16 protein-coding genes are annotated in these 15377 nt (G+C 50.6%); 6 read left to right on the top strand and 10 right to left on the bottom strand.

The window, feature by feature from the left end:
* Positions 1-24 precede the first annotated feature (24 nt).
* The 5 genes from AAE250_RS20405 (at position 25) to AAE250_RS20385 (ending at position 4821) form a co-directional block, all read left to right on the top strand.
* Entirely contained in the window at positions 25-1620 is a 1596-nt protein-coding gene (locus tag AAE250_RS20405) for a sensor histidine kinase (protein WP_294600120.1), read from the top strand.
* 27 nt (positions 1621-1647) lie between these two features.
* Positions 1648-2367: a response regulator transcription factor gene (locus tag AAE250_RS20400; RefSeq protein ID WP_294600123.1), complete on the top strand. Its 720-nt coding sequence runs from the start codon at positions 1648-1650 to the stop codon at positions 2365-2367.
* A 21-nt stretch (positions 2368-2388) separates the two neighbouring features.
* On the top strand, positions 2389-3207 hold the full coding sequence (locus AAE250_RS20395) for a hypothetical protein (protein WP_294600126.1): 819 nt from the start codon (positions 2389-2391) through the stop codon (positions 3205-3207).
* 95 nt (positions 3208-3302) lie between these two features.
* Positions 3303-3905 (top strand): occludin, encoded by a 603-nt coding sequence (locus AAE250_RS20390; protein ID WP_294600129.1) that lies wholly within the window; start codon positions 3303-3305, stop codon positions 3903-3905.
* A 16-nt stretch (positions 3906-3921) separates the two neighbouring features.
* Positions 3922-4821, top strand: a complete 900-nt coding sequence (locus AAE250_RS20385; RefSeq protein WP_294600132.1) for an SDR family oxidoreductase — start codon at positions 3922-3924, stop codon at positions 4819-4821.
* Between the two features lie 186 nt (positions 4822-5007).
* Here AAE250_RS20385 and AAE250_RS20380 read toward each other — a convergent pair whose 3' ends face one another.
* From AAE250_RS20380 to atpD, 10 genes are all read right to left on the bottom strand, one after another.
* Positions 5008-7233: an AAA family ATPase gene (locus tag AAE250_RS20380; protein WP_294600135.1), complete on the bottom strand. Its 2226-nt coding sequence runs from the start codon at positions 7231-7233 to the stop codon at positions 5008-5010.
* A 76-nt stretch (positions 7234-7309) separates the two neighbouring features.
* Positions 7310-8206: a F0F1 ATP synthase subunit gamma gene (locus tag AAE250_RS20375; RefSeq protein WP_294600138.1), complete on the bottom strand. Its 897-nt coding sequence runs from the start codon at positions 8204-8206 to the stop codon at positions 7310-7312.
* A 10-nt stretch (positions 8207-8216) separates the two neighbouring features.
* A complete protein-coding gene (gene atpA, locus AAE250_RS20370) occupies positions 8217-9800 on the bottom strand; it encodes a F0F1 ATP synthase subunit alpha (RefSeq protein ID WP_294600212.1) in 1584 nt (527 codons plus the stop codon).
* Between the two features lie 15 nt (positions 9801-9815).
* Positions 9816-10376, bottom strand: coding sequence for a F0F1 ATP synthase subunit delta (locus AAE250_RS20365; protein ID WP_294600142.1), 561 nt, complete (start codon positions 10374-10376; stop codon positions 9816-9818).
* Positions 10377-10431: 55 nt separating this feature from the next.
* Positions 10432-10938: a F0F1 ATP synthase subunit B gene (atpF, locus tag AAE250_RS20360; protein WP_294600145.1), complete on the bottom strand. Its 507-nt coding sequence runs from the start codon at positions 10936-10938 to the stop codon at positions 10432-10434.
* Positions 10939-10960: 22 nt separating this feature from the next.
* A complete protein-coding gene (gene atpE, locus AAE250_RS20355) occupies positions 10961-11218 on the bottom strand; it encodes an ATP synthase F0 subunit C (protein WP_005829122.1) in 258 nt (85 codons plus the stop codon).
* 70 nt (positions 11219-11288) lie between these two features.
* A complete protein-coding gene (gene atpB / locus AAE250_RS20350; protein WP_294600177.1) occupies positions 11289-12398 on the bottom strand; it encodes a F0F1 ATP synthase subunit A in 1110 nt (369 codons plus the stop codon).
* Positions 12382-12801, bottom strand: a complete 420-nt coding sequence (locus AAE250_RS20345; RefSeq protein WP_294600181.1) for a hypothetical protein — start codon at positions 12799-12801, stop codon at positions 12382-12384. Before AAE250_RS20345 ends, atpB begins: the two co-directional genes overlap by 17 nt.
* A 43-nt stretch (positions 12802-12844) precedes the next feature.
* Positions 12845-13090 carry an ATP synthase F1 subunit epsilon gene (gene atpC, locus AAE250_RS20340; RefSeq protein ID WP_294600184.1) on the bottom strand — a complete coding sequence of 82 codons (246 nt, stop codon included), beginning with the start codon at positions 13088-13090 and terminating at the stop codon, positions 12845-12847.
* 28 nt (positions 13091-13118) lie between these two features.
* Positions 13119-14639: a F0F1 ATP synthase subunit beta gene (atpD, locus tag AAE250_RS20335; RefSeq protein ID WP_294600187.1), complete on the bottom strand. Its 1521-nt coding sequence runs from the start codon at positions 14637-14639 to the stop codon at positions 13119-13121.
* Positions 14640-15013: 374 nt separating this feature from the next.
* Between atpD and AAE250_RS20330 the strand changes: the two genes are divergently transcribed.
* A complete protein-coding gene (locus AAE250_RS20330; RefSeq protein ID WP_294600190.1) occupies positions 15014-15256 on the top strand; it encodes a hypothetical protein in 243 nt (80 codons plus the stop codon).
* Positions 15257-15377 lie beyond the last annotated feature (121 nt).

Raw genomic sequence — 15377 nt, 5'->3', positions numbered from 1 at the left:
AACGAAATACTCCCTGAAACAACTATGAAACTGCCGTTTAAATATATTGCCATACTTGTCATCGTCTCCCTGGCCGGCATCTTTGCCTACCAAGCCTACTGGATCACGGGACTTTACCGCACCATGCACGACGAGATGGTGCGGAGCATCAACGAAGCTCTGCGCATGAGCGACTATAACGAAATGATGATGCGCATCGAGAAAATGCGGAAAGAACATGCAGAGCATGGAGAAGTAAGCGTATCAGCCGGATATGATGATGACGGAAAATCGTTTGTACGCAGCAGCACCACCGTCAACTACGAAGATTCCCTGGGACACTCTACCCTGCAAAGCAAGCTGATGCCCAAGCCCGACAGCGTCTCCATAAGTTATCCCAACGACTCTACCCGCGTAGAGGTCAGCGTCCGGAAGAGCGCCCGACAGAGTATGGAAGAAGCCGTAACTGATACCCCAAGGGCTGCATTGACTGCACAAGGAGGCCTGGAAGTGATTCTGCGCAACCAGAACAACATGCTGGAACTTGCCACCTACCTCCAACGCGGACTGCATTCCGGTCTGGACATCCTTACCGACCCCGATGTAGCCCTTTACGACAGTCTGCTGACCGTGCTGCTGCAAGAACGCGGCATCACCCTGCCCCACCGATTGATACATCTGCACAAAGGCAGCAGCCCGGACTCTACATTTGTGTTTTTAGATACGCTGGAAGTGATAACTACCCCCGGATACATCCCCGGTCCCAAAGCCATAGCATACAATTACTCTTTCGACCTCAACACCAATCAGAGTTACCGCCTGTTGATGGATCCCGTAGACTCGCTGGTGTTACGGCAAATGTCGGGCATCCTTGCCACGTCGTTCGTCATACTGATTATACTCTCCTTCTCCTTCTGGTTCCTGATCCGTACCATCCTGAAGCAGAAGACGCTGGAGGAGATGAAGAGCGACTTTACCAATAACATCACCCACGAGCTAAAAACCCCCATCGCCGTGGCATACGCCGCCAACGACGCCCTGCTCAACTTTGACCAGGCCGAAGAGAAAGCGCAACGGGATAAGTACCTGGGCATCTGCCAGGAGCAGCTTCAGCGCCTTAGCGGACTGGTGGAACAGATTCTCTCCATGAGCATGGAGCGTCGCAAGACGTTCCGCCTACACCCGGAGGAGTTGTCAGTACAAGAAGTCCTGGAGCCGCTCATCGAGCAACACAAGCTGAAAGCCGAGAAGCCCGTGCACGTCACGGTAGACATCGAACCGGAAGACCTGACCGTACTTGCCGACCGCACGCACTTCAGCAATATCATCAGCAACCTGATGGATAATGCCATCAAATACTCGCACAGGGAAGCGGAAGTAAGCATCCGCTGCCGCACCGTCAGTACCGGGCAGGACGTGCAGACCGAAGTCTCCGTCAGCGACCACGGCATCGGCATCGCCCCGGAGAAGCAGAAGCATATCTTCGACAAGTTCTATCGCGTACCTACAGGCAATCTGCACGACGTGAAAGGGTATGGACTGGGATTGTTCTACGTGAAGACGATGACGGAGAAGCACGGAGGCAGCGTCAGCGTGAAGAGCGAACCGGGGAAAGGAAGTACATTTATAATAAGGATATAAATGGGAATTTAAAACAATATACAGCTAATGGAAAAGATAACCGTTCTACTGGTCGAGGACGAAGAAACCCTCGCCATGATTATCAAAGATACGCTGGAAGGTCGGGACTTCATCATCCACACCGCCTCCGACGGCGAAGAAGGCCTGCGCCTGTTCTTCGACCTCCGCCCCGACGTGCTGGTGGCCGACGTGATGATGCCCCGCATGGACGGCTTCGAGATGGTGCGCCGCATCCGTCAGACAGACAAGCGCACCCCGGTCTTGTTCCTCACTGCTCGTTCTGCCATCAACGACGTAGTGGAAGGCTTTGAACTGGGCGCTAACGACTACCTGAAAAAGCCCTTCGGCATGCAGGAACTCATGATCCGCATCAAGGCACTCGTGGGCCGTGCTTTCTCCTTTACGAGCGAGGCGCCACGGGAAGTCACCAGCTTCGAGATAGGCGACTACCGTTTCAACTCCGTCACGCAACGGCTCACCTTCATCGGCACCATCACCTCGCCGCACGTCGACACCGAAATGGAGCTCTCCCACCGCGAGTCGGAAATACTGAAACGCCTCTGCGAAAACCGTAACCAGGTAGTCAATACCCAAAATGTACTGCTCGACCTCTGGGGAGACGACAGCTTCTTCAACTCCCGCAGCCTACACGTCTTCATCACCAAGCTGCGGCACAAACTCTCTCAGGACGACCGCATCCGCATCGTCAACGTACGCGGAATAGGCTATAAACTGATAGTAAACTAAAAACAAACTAAACTACTATTTATGAGAACATTATTATTATCTGTATTCATTCTTTCTTCGCTCTGCGCCTATGCCCAGAACGAGCTTCCGGCAGACACGATAAAGAACCGTCTTCCGGTGAAGCAAGAGCAAGTTCCTGCCTTCCCCAAGCAGCACACACCGCCCAAGCGGACGGGAGGAGCTTCCGAAATTCAACCGGAACAGGGGATGCAAACGCATCAGCAGGACAGCGTAAAGTTTCATTTCACTCCGGAGGAATACATCGAGCCTCTTCCCTGGACTGACATGGAGAAGATTCATTTCAAAAGTGATCTGTTTGATGCGGACTTCCAGCGCTATGCCGACTTTCTGCTCTCGCCCGGGGTCATACTGACAATGTACGGCGACCACTCCACCTATCCTGCAATGGGTTCCATGATGCAAGCCGGAGCGGGAATCACCTATTACAGTCCCGATGAGCATTGGGAACTGAGCGGAGGGGTATATGCCGCCAATTACTCGATGGCTACGCCTTCTTCCATATCAGGGGCCCGGTATGCCAAGCTTGATGCTCCAAGGGGCACTCAATGGGATTTAGGGCTGAATGCTTCGCTTGCCTACCGCATCAACGACCATTTGCGCGTGCGTGCCTTCGGGCAATACTCGGGTTATGGTAAAAGCAATTCCTTCCACGGATATATGAACCCGATGTATCCTCAGAGCAATTACGGCATAGTGATGGAGTATAAAATAAACAACCACATCGAGATACATGGCGGCATGGAGCGTGTATACGACCCTACGAAGATGAAATGGACCACAGTGCCACTACTTTATCCGGTCATCCGCCTCGGCAAATAAGTATCTATATTGGTAAGTAAATAGAAATAATGCAAAGAAATTTCACGGAATAGAGGGAAAAAAGTATCTTTGTTCAACTTAAATAAGAACAAGGTATGAAACGAATCTTCTTCTGTATCATTGCTTTGCTTGCAGGCATTTCCACCGTCGGTGCCCAAAATGAGGTACCTACCGATAGCGTACGGGCAACGTCTGTACCCGGAGGTGTAACTCCCGAAGGCATTCCCCTGTCGGAAGGAAGTCCTTTGCCGGACGTGAAAAACTACGATGGCTTTCTGCTCGATATGGGGCTGATGAATCTGTCTGCTCCCACTCTGCCCCGGTTCACTTTGGAGATACCCGATGCCAGCAAAGATTACAACCGCATCTTCCAGTTGAATCCGAATGTCACTTATTCGCAAGGGCTCTCCAATATATTCTCTCTCAACAATTCGCGGTACTTCAGTTCGGATCCTTTCGGTCTGAACAGTTTCTGGGGCTCTACCGATAACTTGCAGATGGGGAGCTTTACGCTGAAGAACGGTATGCGGATTAATACATACGGAGAGTACGACAAGGATGGATGGAAAGTGCCCAATCCTTCGGCCCTGCCTTGGGAGAAGAATAATTTCAAAGGAGCATTCGAGATGAAATCGGCAAACGGTGCGTTCGGCATACGGATTGAGGTGCAGCAAGGAAGAGGAACGCCAAACTGGTAAACAAACGAAATACATTATGAGAAAGAAAATACTAATCATAGGCGCCAACGGTTTCACCGGCCGCCGCATCCTCGACGATCTCTCCCGCAACCTGTCCTATCAGGTTACGGGCTGTTCCCTGCACGATGACATTTGTCCCCATTCGGGAGATTACCGCTTCATCCGTACGGATATTTGCGACAGTGCTGCATTGGAAGAGCTATTCAAAGAAGTATGTCCCGACGTTGTTATCAACACCTCCGCTCTCTCCGTTCCCGATTATTGCGAAACGCATCACGACGAGGCAGACGCCATCAACATCACTGCCGTAGAGCACTTGGCAAACTGCTGCAAAGCGCACAACAGCCGCCTTATCCATCTTTCCACAGACTTCGTGTTCAGTGGCGACACCGACCGGCCATACACGGAAGAAGACGTTCCTGCTCCCGTCAATTATTACGGCTATACCAAGCTAGAAGGTGAAAAGCGTATCGCTGCCATTTGCCGGGATTATGCCATTGTGCGCGTAGTGGTGGTCTACGGCGCCGCCCTTCCGGGACAACATGGCAACGTTCTCCAATTAGTAGCCAACCGGTTGAGGAATAACGAAGAAATCTTCGTCGTCTCCGACCAGTGGCGCACCCCTACCTTTGTCGGAGATATCTCTCAAGGAGTAGAAAAGCTGATAAACCATCCGCACAACGGCATCTACCACCTCTGCGGAAGCGATTGCCTGACGATTGCTGATATAGCCTACCGCGTAGCGGACGTATTAGGTCTGAACCGTTCTCTTATCCGCCCCGTCACTACTCAGGAAATGGGAGAAAAAACTCCGCGTCCCCGTTTCAGCGGGCTGAGTATCGAGAAGGCAAAGAAGGAGTTAGGATATCGGCCGCATACGTTGGACGAAGGAATAAGACTGATGTTTGAACTCTAAAAGAAGCATTTACTTCTTCCGTCATGCAGAGCGAAGCGAAGCATCCCTTCTCTACGCGTAAAGAGAATATTAATATCGTGTCGTGCAACAAATTAACTTCGTGTAGTACAAAAAACAAATATCGTGTCTGCACGAAGTTAATTTCCTGCAAACACGATATTTGTTTTATCTTACTATGCCTTCAGGCTACAATAATTCCGGCTCCGCCAGCCCCTTCTCTTTCCGATAGCTGCGTACCATTTCCAGAATCACGTCTCCATACTTCTCCGCCCCTTTCTTACCGAAATACGGAATGCGCACCAGCATCGCCTTGTCCGAAGGCAACAGATTACTGATGCCCAAAATCGCTTTCTGCTGAATGACCGTATACACAGGCAATCCCAACTGCGAAGCTTCCGCATTGCGCCACGCCACCAGCCGGTTGTATAGTTCCGGATGCAAGACGTCCGATGGCACCTCGAAGGCAGACGCCTTTCTTTCACGCGTATTCTTTCCTGCACCATCTTCTGCTCCTTCCTGCCGTGCTTTCTTCTGCGATGTTTCCTTTCCGGTAGCAGTTTTCTCCTTCCCCTTCCCTTTCTGAAACACCGAATTATCAATAGACAGAATTGCCTTCTGCTTCAAATACTCCGTCACATGAAATCCACACTGACAGACGTAATTCAACAGTTCGGACTTCAGATCGAAGATATCTATCAGCTCCTCCATCGTCTCCCGCAACTTCTTCTTCAACTCTTTGTTATCCGAAGCCACCGTATTCCCCATCATTGCATCCAGCGGTTGCAACTCATCCTGAAAATAAACCGCCCCGGCATGAATACGCTTCTGCAACGTCTCATCCGTTGCATAATCCTCCGAAGCATCAACCAAGCGGGTATATTGCAGGCTGAACTTCTGCGCCACCTTCGTCACTTTCTCGTGGAAACGTTCCACTTCCTCTTTATACGCCGCCAGTTGCTTGGGGAAGAGCTTGTACAGATGCTCGTCCACCAATCGTACATACCGCCTTAGCGCCTGCTCCAGCGGTTGAAAATCGAACAAGCCCGACAATAGTTCCAGGAAATAAGTCTGCTGTAACGAACGAAACCGCTTCTCATCCGGCTCACTCTTCCGCGCCTCCATCGTAAACGTATCTACCGCACTGTCACTGATTACCGCCCTAGCCGAAAGCGGTGCACTGAGCACCACTCCTTCCAATGTCTTGCAACGGCTCAGTGCAACGTACGTCTGCCCGTGTGCAAACGAGGCGCTGGCATCTATAATGGCACGCTCAAACGTGAGCCCCTGGCTCTTATGGATCGTAATAGCCCAAGCCAGTTTCAACGGGTACTGGCGGAAAGTTCCCTCGATATCTTCCGTAATTTCTTTCGTTTCCTCGTCCAATACATATTTTGCATTCGTCCATTCCTCCTCCTGCAGGGCAAACCGGACATCACTTCCCTTACTGCGCACTTCGATGCCACTTGCCGAGACATCCGTCACCTCTCCGATCATACCGTTGTAGTAGCGATGTTCTCCCGAAGTATCATTCTTAACGAACATCACCTGGGCACCCCGTTTCAATTCCAGCACCTCGTCCGTAGGATAAGAATATTCGGGAAACTTCCCGCCAAGCGTAGCACGGAAGGCGTACGAACGTCCCGGAAGCTGTTCCAACTCATGGTCATTGATGCGTTGCGCCTGGTAGTTATGGGTTACCAGACGGATGTAACCTTCTTCTTTTTCAGGCTCAAAATTAGGGATATAACGGCGGTTCAATGCCTCCATCACTTGCGCGTCACAACGGTTTTCGCGGATGCGGTTCAGCAGTTCAAGGAAAGCCCCGTCACTCTGCCGGTACACTTTCTTCAGTTCTATAGTGCAGTATTCCGTCTGCTTCAGTGCCTGGCTTGAAAAGAAATAAGGAGTATCGTAATACTTGCTCAGCATCTGCCAGTCATCGTCCTTTGCTATGGGAGAAAGTTGCTGAAGGTCTCCAATCATCAGCAGTTGCACGCCGCCGAAGGGCTTGCTCCGGTCACGGAAACGTCTCAGCACAGCATCTACGGCATCCAGCAAATCAGCGCGTACCATACTGATTTCATCAATCACCAGCAAGTCCATGCTGCGTATAATATTGATCTTCTCCTTCCCGTACCGGAACCGGTAACTTGCCTTGCCGTCCGTGCTGAACGAACTCTCCGGTACATAAGGGGCAAAGGGTAGTTGAAAGAATGAATGAATTGTTATTCCGCCCGCATTGATTGCTGCTATGCCCGTCGGTGCAAGCACAATCATCCGCTTGGGACTCTCTGATTTCAGTTTTCGCAGGAAAGTTGTTTTTCCGGTACCTGCCTTACCGGTCAAGAATAGATGTGTGCCTGTGTTTTCAACAAATTGCCATGCAAGCGCCAATTCAGTGTTTTGTTCCATATTATATACGATAATAGGACAAAGATAACGCTTATTTCGTTATCCTTGTCCTATAATTATACTTATTTGCAAATAACTACTTCAAGCTACCGCCGATAATGTCCAGCAACTCATTTGTAATTGCCTGCTGACGGCTCTTGTTGTACTGCTTCGTCAAGTCCTGAATCAGTTCATTGGCATTGTCCGTTGCGGTCTGCATGGCAAGCATGCGGGCGGCATGTTCCGAGGTATTGGAGTCGAGGAGCACTGTAAATATCTTCTGACTCAGCACCTTGGGTAGCAACTCCGCTATCAGTTCCCCTACCGACGGTTCCACAATATAATCATTGTTGAAACTCCGTGCAGCTTCCCCTGCTTCAGTTCCTTCCGCCGCCTCTTCCGCCACATGCGCCAAATCGATAGGAAGATAATTCTCGCGAAGCAACACTTGCGAACCCATTGACTTGAAATGATGATAAATCAGTTCCACATGGTCAACACGTTTCTCCACAAACTCCTTCATCAACTCCCCTGCCAGCGCATACGCATCGACATACGAAGGTTTGTCCGCCATCGTCTGATAACTGCCTTGCGGCTCATATCCCAACTTCTTGACGGCTTCCTCCACTTTCCTGCCCACGGGATAAATCAGTATATTCTCCTTACCCAGCGACCGGTAATCCTCCAACACCCGTTCCAGCATCTTCGCCACGTTCGAGTTGAAGGCACCGCACAGCGAACTGTTGGACGAGAACACCACAATCGCCACCCTCGCCACCGTCCGCGTCTCCGTATAGGGAGACTCGAACGAAGCATCCGTACGCAGGAAGTTCGTCAATATCTCATTCAGCTTCCGTTGATAAGGCAGCATATTTTCAATCCGCCCCTGCGCCTTGTGCAGTTTGACAGATGCCACCATCTTCATCGCCGATGTAATCTGACGCGTACTCTTGACGGAGCTAATTCTATTTTTTACCTCTTTCAGTGAAGCCATATCCTGCTATTTACATAAACTGTCTTGCAACTACCTCTGCCGTCTCCTCAATCTTCTTGCAGACATCATCGTTGATAACGCCCGACTTCAATACATCGAGCACCTCCATCCGATAATTCATTTCAAGAGATTCAAGGAAACTACGTTCAAAATCCCTGACCTTGTCCAAAGGCACATTCTTCAGCAACCCGTGTGTGCCGCAATAAAGGATAGCAACCTGCTTCTCTACCGGCATCGGGCTGTATTGCGGCTGTACCAGCAGACGCGTGTTCTTCTGTCCCTTGTCAATGGTCAGTGCCGTCACGGGGTCCATATCACCGCTGAACTTGGTAAACGCTTCCAGTTCACGATACTGCGCCTGGTCTATCTTCAGCGTACCTGCCACCTTCTTCATGGCCTTGATCTGTGCGTTACCACCTACACGGCTCACGGAGATACCTACGTCGATGGCCGGGCGGTTACCCTGATTAAAGAGATTCGTATCAAGGAATATCTGTCCGTCCGTAATAGAAATCACGTTCGTAGGGATATACGCCGATACGTCTCCGGCCTGCGTCTCGATAAGCGGCAATGCCGTCAGCGAACCGCCGCCTTTCACCTTGCCTTTCAGACTCTCGGGCAAGTCGTTCATCTCGCGCGCCACTTCTTCCTGGCTGATGATCTTTGCCGCACGCTCCAGCAGACGGGAGTGCAGGTAGAAGATATCACCCGGATATGCCTCACGTCCCGACGGACGACGAAGAATCAGCGACACTTCACGATAGGCCACCGCCTGCTTCGACAAGTCATCGTACACCACCAGCGCATGTCGGCCGGTATCACGGAAATACTCTCCGATGGCAGCCCCCGCAAACGGTGCGTAATACTGCAATGCAGCCGGGTCGCCTGCCGTGGCAGCCACCACGATGGTATAATCCATAGCGCCGTACTGACGCAGCGTATTTACGATGGAAGCAACCGTAGAACCTTTCTGGCCGATAGCCACATAGATACAATACACCGGATCGCCTGCCTCGAAATTGGCACGCTGGTTGATGATGGTATCGATGGCAATGGCAGTCTTTCCCGTCTGGCGGTCACCGATAATCAGCTCACGCTGTCCGCGGCCGATAGGTATCATGGCGTCCACGGCTTTCAGTCCCGTCTGCAACGGCTGGTTCACCGGCTGACGGTAGATAACTCCCGGTGCCTTGCGTTCCAGCGGCATTTCGCAGAGTTCGCCGCCTATCAGTCCTTTGCCGTCCAGGGGCTCGCCCAGCGGGTCGATGACACGTCCCAGCATACCCTCGCCCACCATGATGGAAGCGATGCGCTTGGTACGTTTCACGATGAAGCCTTCCTTGATTTTGTCCGTAGGTCCCAGCAACACGGCACCCACATTGTCCTCTTCCAGGTTCATCACGATGGCTTTGATACCGTTGTCGAACTCCAGCAACTCATTTGCTTCGGCATTGCGCAGTCCGTAGATACGTGCCACGCCGTCGCTGACTTGCAGCACCGTGCCTATTTCATCAAACTGCACCCGTGCGTCAATACCTTCGAGCTGCCTGCGGAGTACATCGGAAACTTCGCTTACTTTTATATTTTCAGACAACATAACTTATTCGTTTTATACAATTCTTCTATTCTTATCAATGAACTGCTGTTTCACCTTCTTGAGTTGTGTAGCGATGCTGGCATCCAGCCTGAAGTCGTTGATGTCGAAGATGAAGCCACCTTCGATGGAAGGATCTACTTCGGTCTGCAACTCCATGCCGGCATGTAGCAAAGTAGCGGCACTGTCGCGGATACGTTCCCACACTTCCCTGCTCACCGGTACGGCTGTAATCAGCTTTCCTACACCGATGTGCTTGTCTTTCCGGTACAAGTCCAGAAAGCTCAGGCAGATATACTGGAGGAAATTCTCCCGCCGGTTTTTCAGCACCAGGGTGATGAAGCGGGTGAACTCGCGTCCGGCAGGGGTGTCGCCCACGGCAGCGGTACAGATCAGTGTAAACTTCTCACGTATCGTCAGGATGGGATTCGCCAATGCTGCACGCAGATCGGGATACTTATTGATGTTACGTGCCAGCATACGAAACTCCCGATACAAAGTCTCCTCTGTATTCGTGCTCTTGGCATACTCCATCAGTGCCTTCGCATAGCGCATTGAAACAATTCCTATATCCATATTCTAAATTCTAAGTTAAAAATTAAAGGCAGAAGCCCGGTTTGCCGCTTCCGCTTTAATTATTCCTACTTGCTGCCAGCACTTCATCCAGCATCCGGTCAATCATTGCCATCTGCTCCTGCTTCCCGTCCAGGTTCTTGCGGATTACCTTCTCGGCAATATCTACCGACAAGACTGCTACCTGGCGACGAATGTCGCGGATGGCTTCTTCTTTCTCTTGCTGTATCTGTCTCTTCACATCGTCCAGCTCTTTCTGCGCGGCGGCTTCCGCCTGCTTGCGTGCCTCGACGATAATCTTGTCACGCTCGTGCATCGCCTCCCGCAGGATGCGTCCTTGCTCCTTGTTGGCAGCATTAATCAGTGCTTCGCCTTCCTCTTTCAGTTTGGCGAGCTGGATGTTTGCCTCTCTTGCCACTTCCATGGACTGGTCGATGTAGGTCTTACGGCCTTCCACCATCTTCGTGATGACGGGAAAGCCGTACTTGGCCAGCACTACAAACACCACGCCGAATGAAAGGAGCATCCAGAACAGCAGACCACTATCGGGTAATAACAATGACATAATTTTAATTATAAATTACAACTTACAGGAAGAAAACTAACAGACAGACAACGACTGCCAACAAAGCAACGCCTTCAATCAGGGCGGCAGCGATAATCATGTTCATACGGATATCTCCCGAAGCTTCCGGCTGGCGGGCAATGGCTTCCATGGCAGAACCACCGATTTTTCCAATACCTACACCGGCACCAATAACGGCCAGACCAGCACCTATGGCTGCTCCTAACTTACTAACTCCCACACCTGCCGCAGCAGCTTGCAATAATACAGATAGTAACATAACTTTCAGTTTTTAAATGGTTATTTTTTTATTAATATATTGTCAACAATCCTATCACTCTATCACCCTATCACTTCACCACCTTCCCCTTATGCTCTTCCTGCGCCAGACCGATAAACACTGCCGACAGCATGGTGAATACATACGCCTGGATAAAGGCAACCAGCAGTTCCAGTGCATTCATAAAGATGTTGAACAGCACCGAAGCCACGGTCAGCGTTCCGTTCAGGGCGGGGCCCATGCTTGCCGAGATAAAGATCAGGCACGTCAGCACCAGCATCGCCATGTGTCCTGCCAGCATATTGGCAAAAAGACGGATCATCAGCGCGAACGGTTTCGTAAAGATACCGAAGAACTCGATAAACGGCATCATCGGCACCGGCACTTTCAGCCACCAGGGCACGTCCGGCCAGAAGATGTCCTTCCAATAGGTCTTCGTACCGAAGAGGTTGACAGCCACGAACGTACACAGAGCCAGCACCATGGTGATAGCGATGTTTCCCGTCACGTTGGCACCACCCGGAAAGAACGGAACCAGCCCCATCAGGTTGTTGATGAAGATAAAGAAGAACGCCGTCAGCAGATAGGGAGCAAACTTGCGGTATTTGGGTCCCACACAGCTCTTTATGATATCATCGTTCACCATCATGATGAACATTTCCATGAATCCCACGAAGCCGCCGGGTGCCGCACTGTCCTGCGGATGCTTGCGATACCAATGTGCCACGCTCAACACAATGACAAGCAGCAGCAGGCTGTTGATGAGCAGGGCCAGCGTCACCTTTGTGATGGAGATATCCAACGGGCGTACTTCATTGCCCGCTGCATCATGTTCCACCAGTTTGCCCTCGTACTTGCTGCCTTCGGGAGCGATGGAGAAGCCTTCGTAACTTCCGCCGTTCTCTTCCAGGCGCGAGGACAGAAATACATGCCAGCCGGTAGCAGAACTGTGGACGATGATGGGCAGCGGAATGGTAATCGGCGTATTGCCCCAGGTAGTGATATGCCACTCATAAGAGTCGCCGATGTGCCCGAATACAATCTCCTTTACGTCCACCGTATTCTCCTTCTGCTCGGCAGGAGTCACATTGTCGGGGATGACATCGGCTTGCGCGGTGGCAGGCAGCAACACTCCCAGTGCCATCAGGGTTCCTATCAGTATGTTACGCAATTGTTTCATTTTCTTTTTTCTTTTTCAGTTTCCGGTTTGCTTCAAAGGTGAAGAAGAACCAGGAATCATAAATCAAGTATATCAGATAATTGGCTATAAACGTCAGCAGAAACAACTTGGCTTCCTGGCGCACGGCCACACAATATGTCAGCATTACAATCATCGACACCAGCATCCTCATCACGCGCATCAGCAGATAAATCTGCAACATCCGTCCCGGCATCCGCCGGCGGCAACTCTCGACCATACTTATCATGAATGCGCCGAATATAAAGAAGAAAAGCGGAATCAGCGGATAGCCGCCGAAATAGTGGTGCGGATTAATCGAATAATACACCCAGCCACCTACTCCTCCTACCAGCAAAGTCAAGATTGCTGTTTGCAACAAGTAATTTCGCTTGGTTATGGTCACGATGATAATTAAAAATTAAAAGTTAACAATTTAAACGGGGGGATCAGTCTACGCAGACAGATACGCTGTTGCTGTTCATTTCGATGAAACCGCCATGTATCTCGTGCGTATGTTCCTCACCGCCTTCGGTCACATAAGTCACCACGCCTGCTTGCAACGATGCCACGATGGGCGCATGCTGCGGCAGAATGGTGAACGAGCCTATCACACCGGGTAGCGTCACACTCTCCACTTCTCCGTCAAAAAGCTCCTTCTCGGGCGATACAAGATTTAATCGTAATCCCTTCATTTCTTTTATTTTTCAATTCATTCAATGTTTATTTCTTCGCTTGTTCCAGCAATGCCTTTCCTTTCTCTATCGCCTCTTCAATCGTCCCCACATTCAGGAAAGCCGGTTCGGGCAGATAATCCACCTCGCCGTCCAGAATCATCTTGAATCCTTTGATGGTGTCTTCTATGGAAACCATCGTACCGGGAACGCCCGTAAACTGCTCGGCAACAGCAAACGGCTGCGACAGGAAGCGCTGCACGCGTCGGGCGCGGTTCACCAGTGTACGGTCGGCATCCGAGAGTTCCTCCATACCGAGGATGGAGATGATATCTTGCAATTCCTTGTTGCGTTGCAGAATCTGCTTCACGCGCTGCGCCACTTCGTAGTGCTCCTCGCCCACAATGTGCGGGTCCAGAATGCGCGAAGTCGATTCCAGCGGATCTACCGCCGGATAGATGCCCAGCTCCGTAATCTTACGGCTCAGCACCGTGGTGGCATCCAAGTGTGTAAAGGTAGTGGCGGGTGCAGGGTCCGTCAAGTCATCGGCAGGCACGTACACAGCCTGCACGGAGGTGATGGAACCGTTTCTTGTGGAGGTAATACGTTCCTGCATGGCACCCATCTCCGTGGCCAGCGTCGGCTGATAACCTACGGCGGACGGCATACGTCCCAGCAGCGCCGAAACCTCGGAACCTGCCTGGGTGAAGCGGAAGATATTGTCGATAAAGAACAGGATGTCGCGCGATCCGCCCGTTTCCGAACCCATATCGCGGAACGACTCTGCCACAGTCAGTCCGGACAGCGCCACCGACTGACGTGCACCGGGAGGCTCGTTCATCTGGCCGAATATCAGAGATACCTGAGACTTGGCCACTTCGTCATAGTCTATCTTGGAAAGGTCCCAATGTCCCTCCTCCATGCTCTTTCTGAATTCCTCGCCGTAGCGGATAACGCCGGATTCAATCATTTCCCTCAGCAGGTCGTTACCTTCGCGGGTACGCTCTCCTACTCCGGCAAACACAGAGAAGCCATGCTGCTTCTTGGCGATGTTGTTGATAAGTTCCTGGATGAGCACCGTCTTTCCTACACCGGCGCCGCCAAACAGACCAATCTTACCGCCCTTGCTGTATGGTTCCAGCAAGTCGATAACCTTGATACCCGTAAAGAGCACCTCTTGTACGGTCGTTAAATCTTCAAACTTCGGGGGGTCGCGGTGTATGGGGTAAGCACCGGTACGGTCCAGTTCCTTCATGCCGTCGATGGAGTCGCCTACTACGTTCATCAGGCGGCCTTTGATCTGTTCGCCCACCGGCATGGTGATAGGTCCACCCAGGGGATATACTTTCATTCCTCTTTGCAGGCCGTCCGTGCTATCCATGGCAACGGTTCGCACAGTGTTTTCACCGATATGCTGCTGTACTTCTACAATCAGCCTCTTTCCGTTCGGCCTCTTTATTTCCAGTGCGTCGTGAATACTGGGCAACATTAATTCTGCGTCCGTACCTTCGAAATAGACGTCTACGACAGGTCCGATTACCTGTGAGATATGTCCAATGATTTGTGACATAAGCAATCTTTTTTATTCTGTTTTCCTTAATTATTTCAAATTGTATATCGTAAGTCGCGTATAAGTGATCGTACTTATTAACGTTTGTCAGCGATGGTTTGTTCATCCCAATAGTTACATAGACAACTTTGCAAATGTATAAACAAAATCGCTCTGGTTGTTCTCTTGTATAGCTTTTTTTGCCAAAAAAAGACTATTTTGAACGATTAATACTACAAATGGAACAATTTGTCGCGGGTATGATAACGTTGGTTAACAATTGACAGAAGAAGAAGTGCTTTTTGTGAGAAAAAAAGACTATCTAAAGTTCCGCATTTGAATCTTTTTCATAACTTTGCATAGGTCGTATTTATAAATATATAGGAGATTGAATTATGACATCCTTACAATTAGAAGCAGATAAAGCCCGCTTGGCACATGCTATACTGAGCATCGACAATACCTCGTTACTGGAAGAGGTGAAAAAGCATCTCAACGGATTATTGAATCTGAATACAGCAACTACTCCAACCACCTCCCGACGCACCCGTAAAATCTCAAAAGAGGTACGGGACATGGTAATCGGAGAGCTGCCTGCGGATATAGATGTAGAGAAAGAAACAGATAAGATGTGGTAAAATTCAGTTTTTTTGCGCCACTCCTGCGCCACCCTTTGCGCCACTCATACACGTTGAATGCCAACAGCATGCAAGCGTCTTGCGCCAGGCTTTGCGCCACTTGGCGGACACAACATAATTA

Origin of the sequence: Bacteroides sp. GD17 (assembly GCF_038448625.1) — a bacterium.
Taxonomy (GTDB): Bacteria; Bacteroidota; Bacteroidia; order Bacteroidales; family Bacteroidaceae; genus Bacteroides.
Note: the sequence above shows the minus strand (reverse complement) of the source record. Positions and strands in the feature narration are given on the sequence as shown.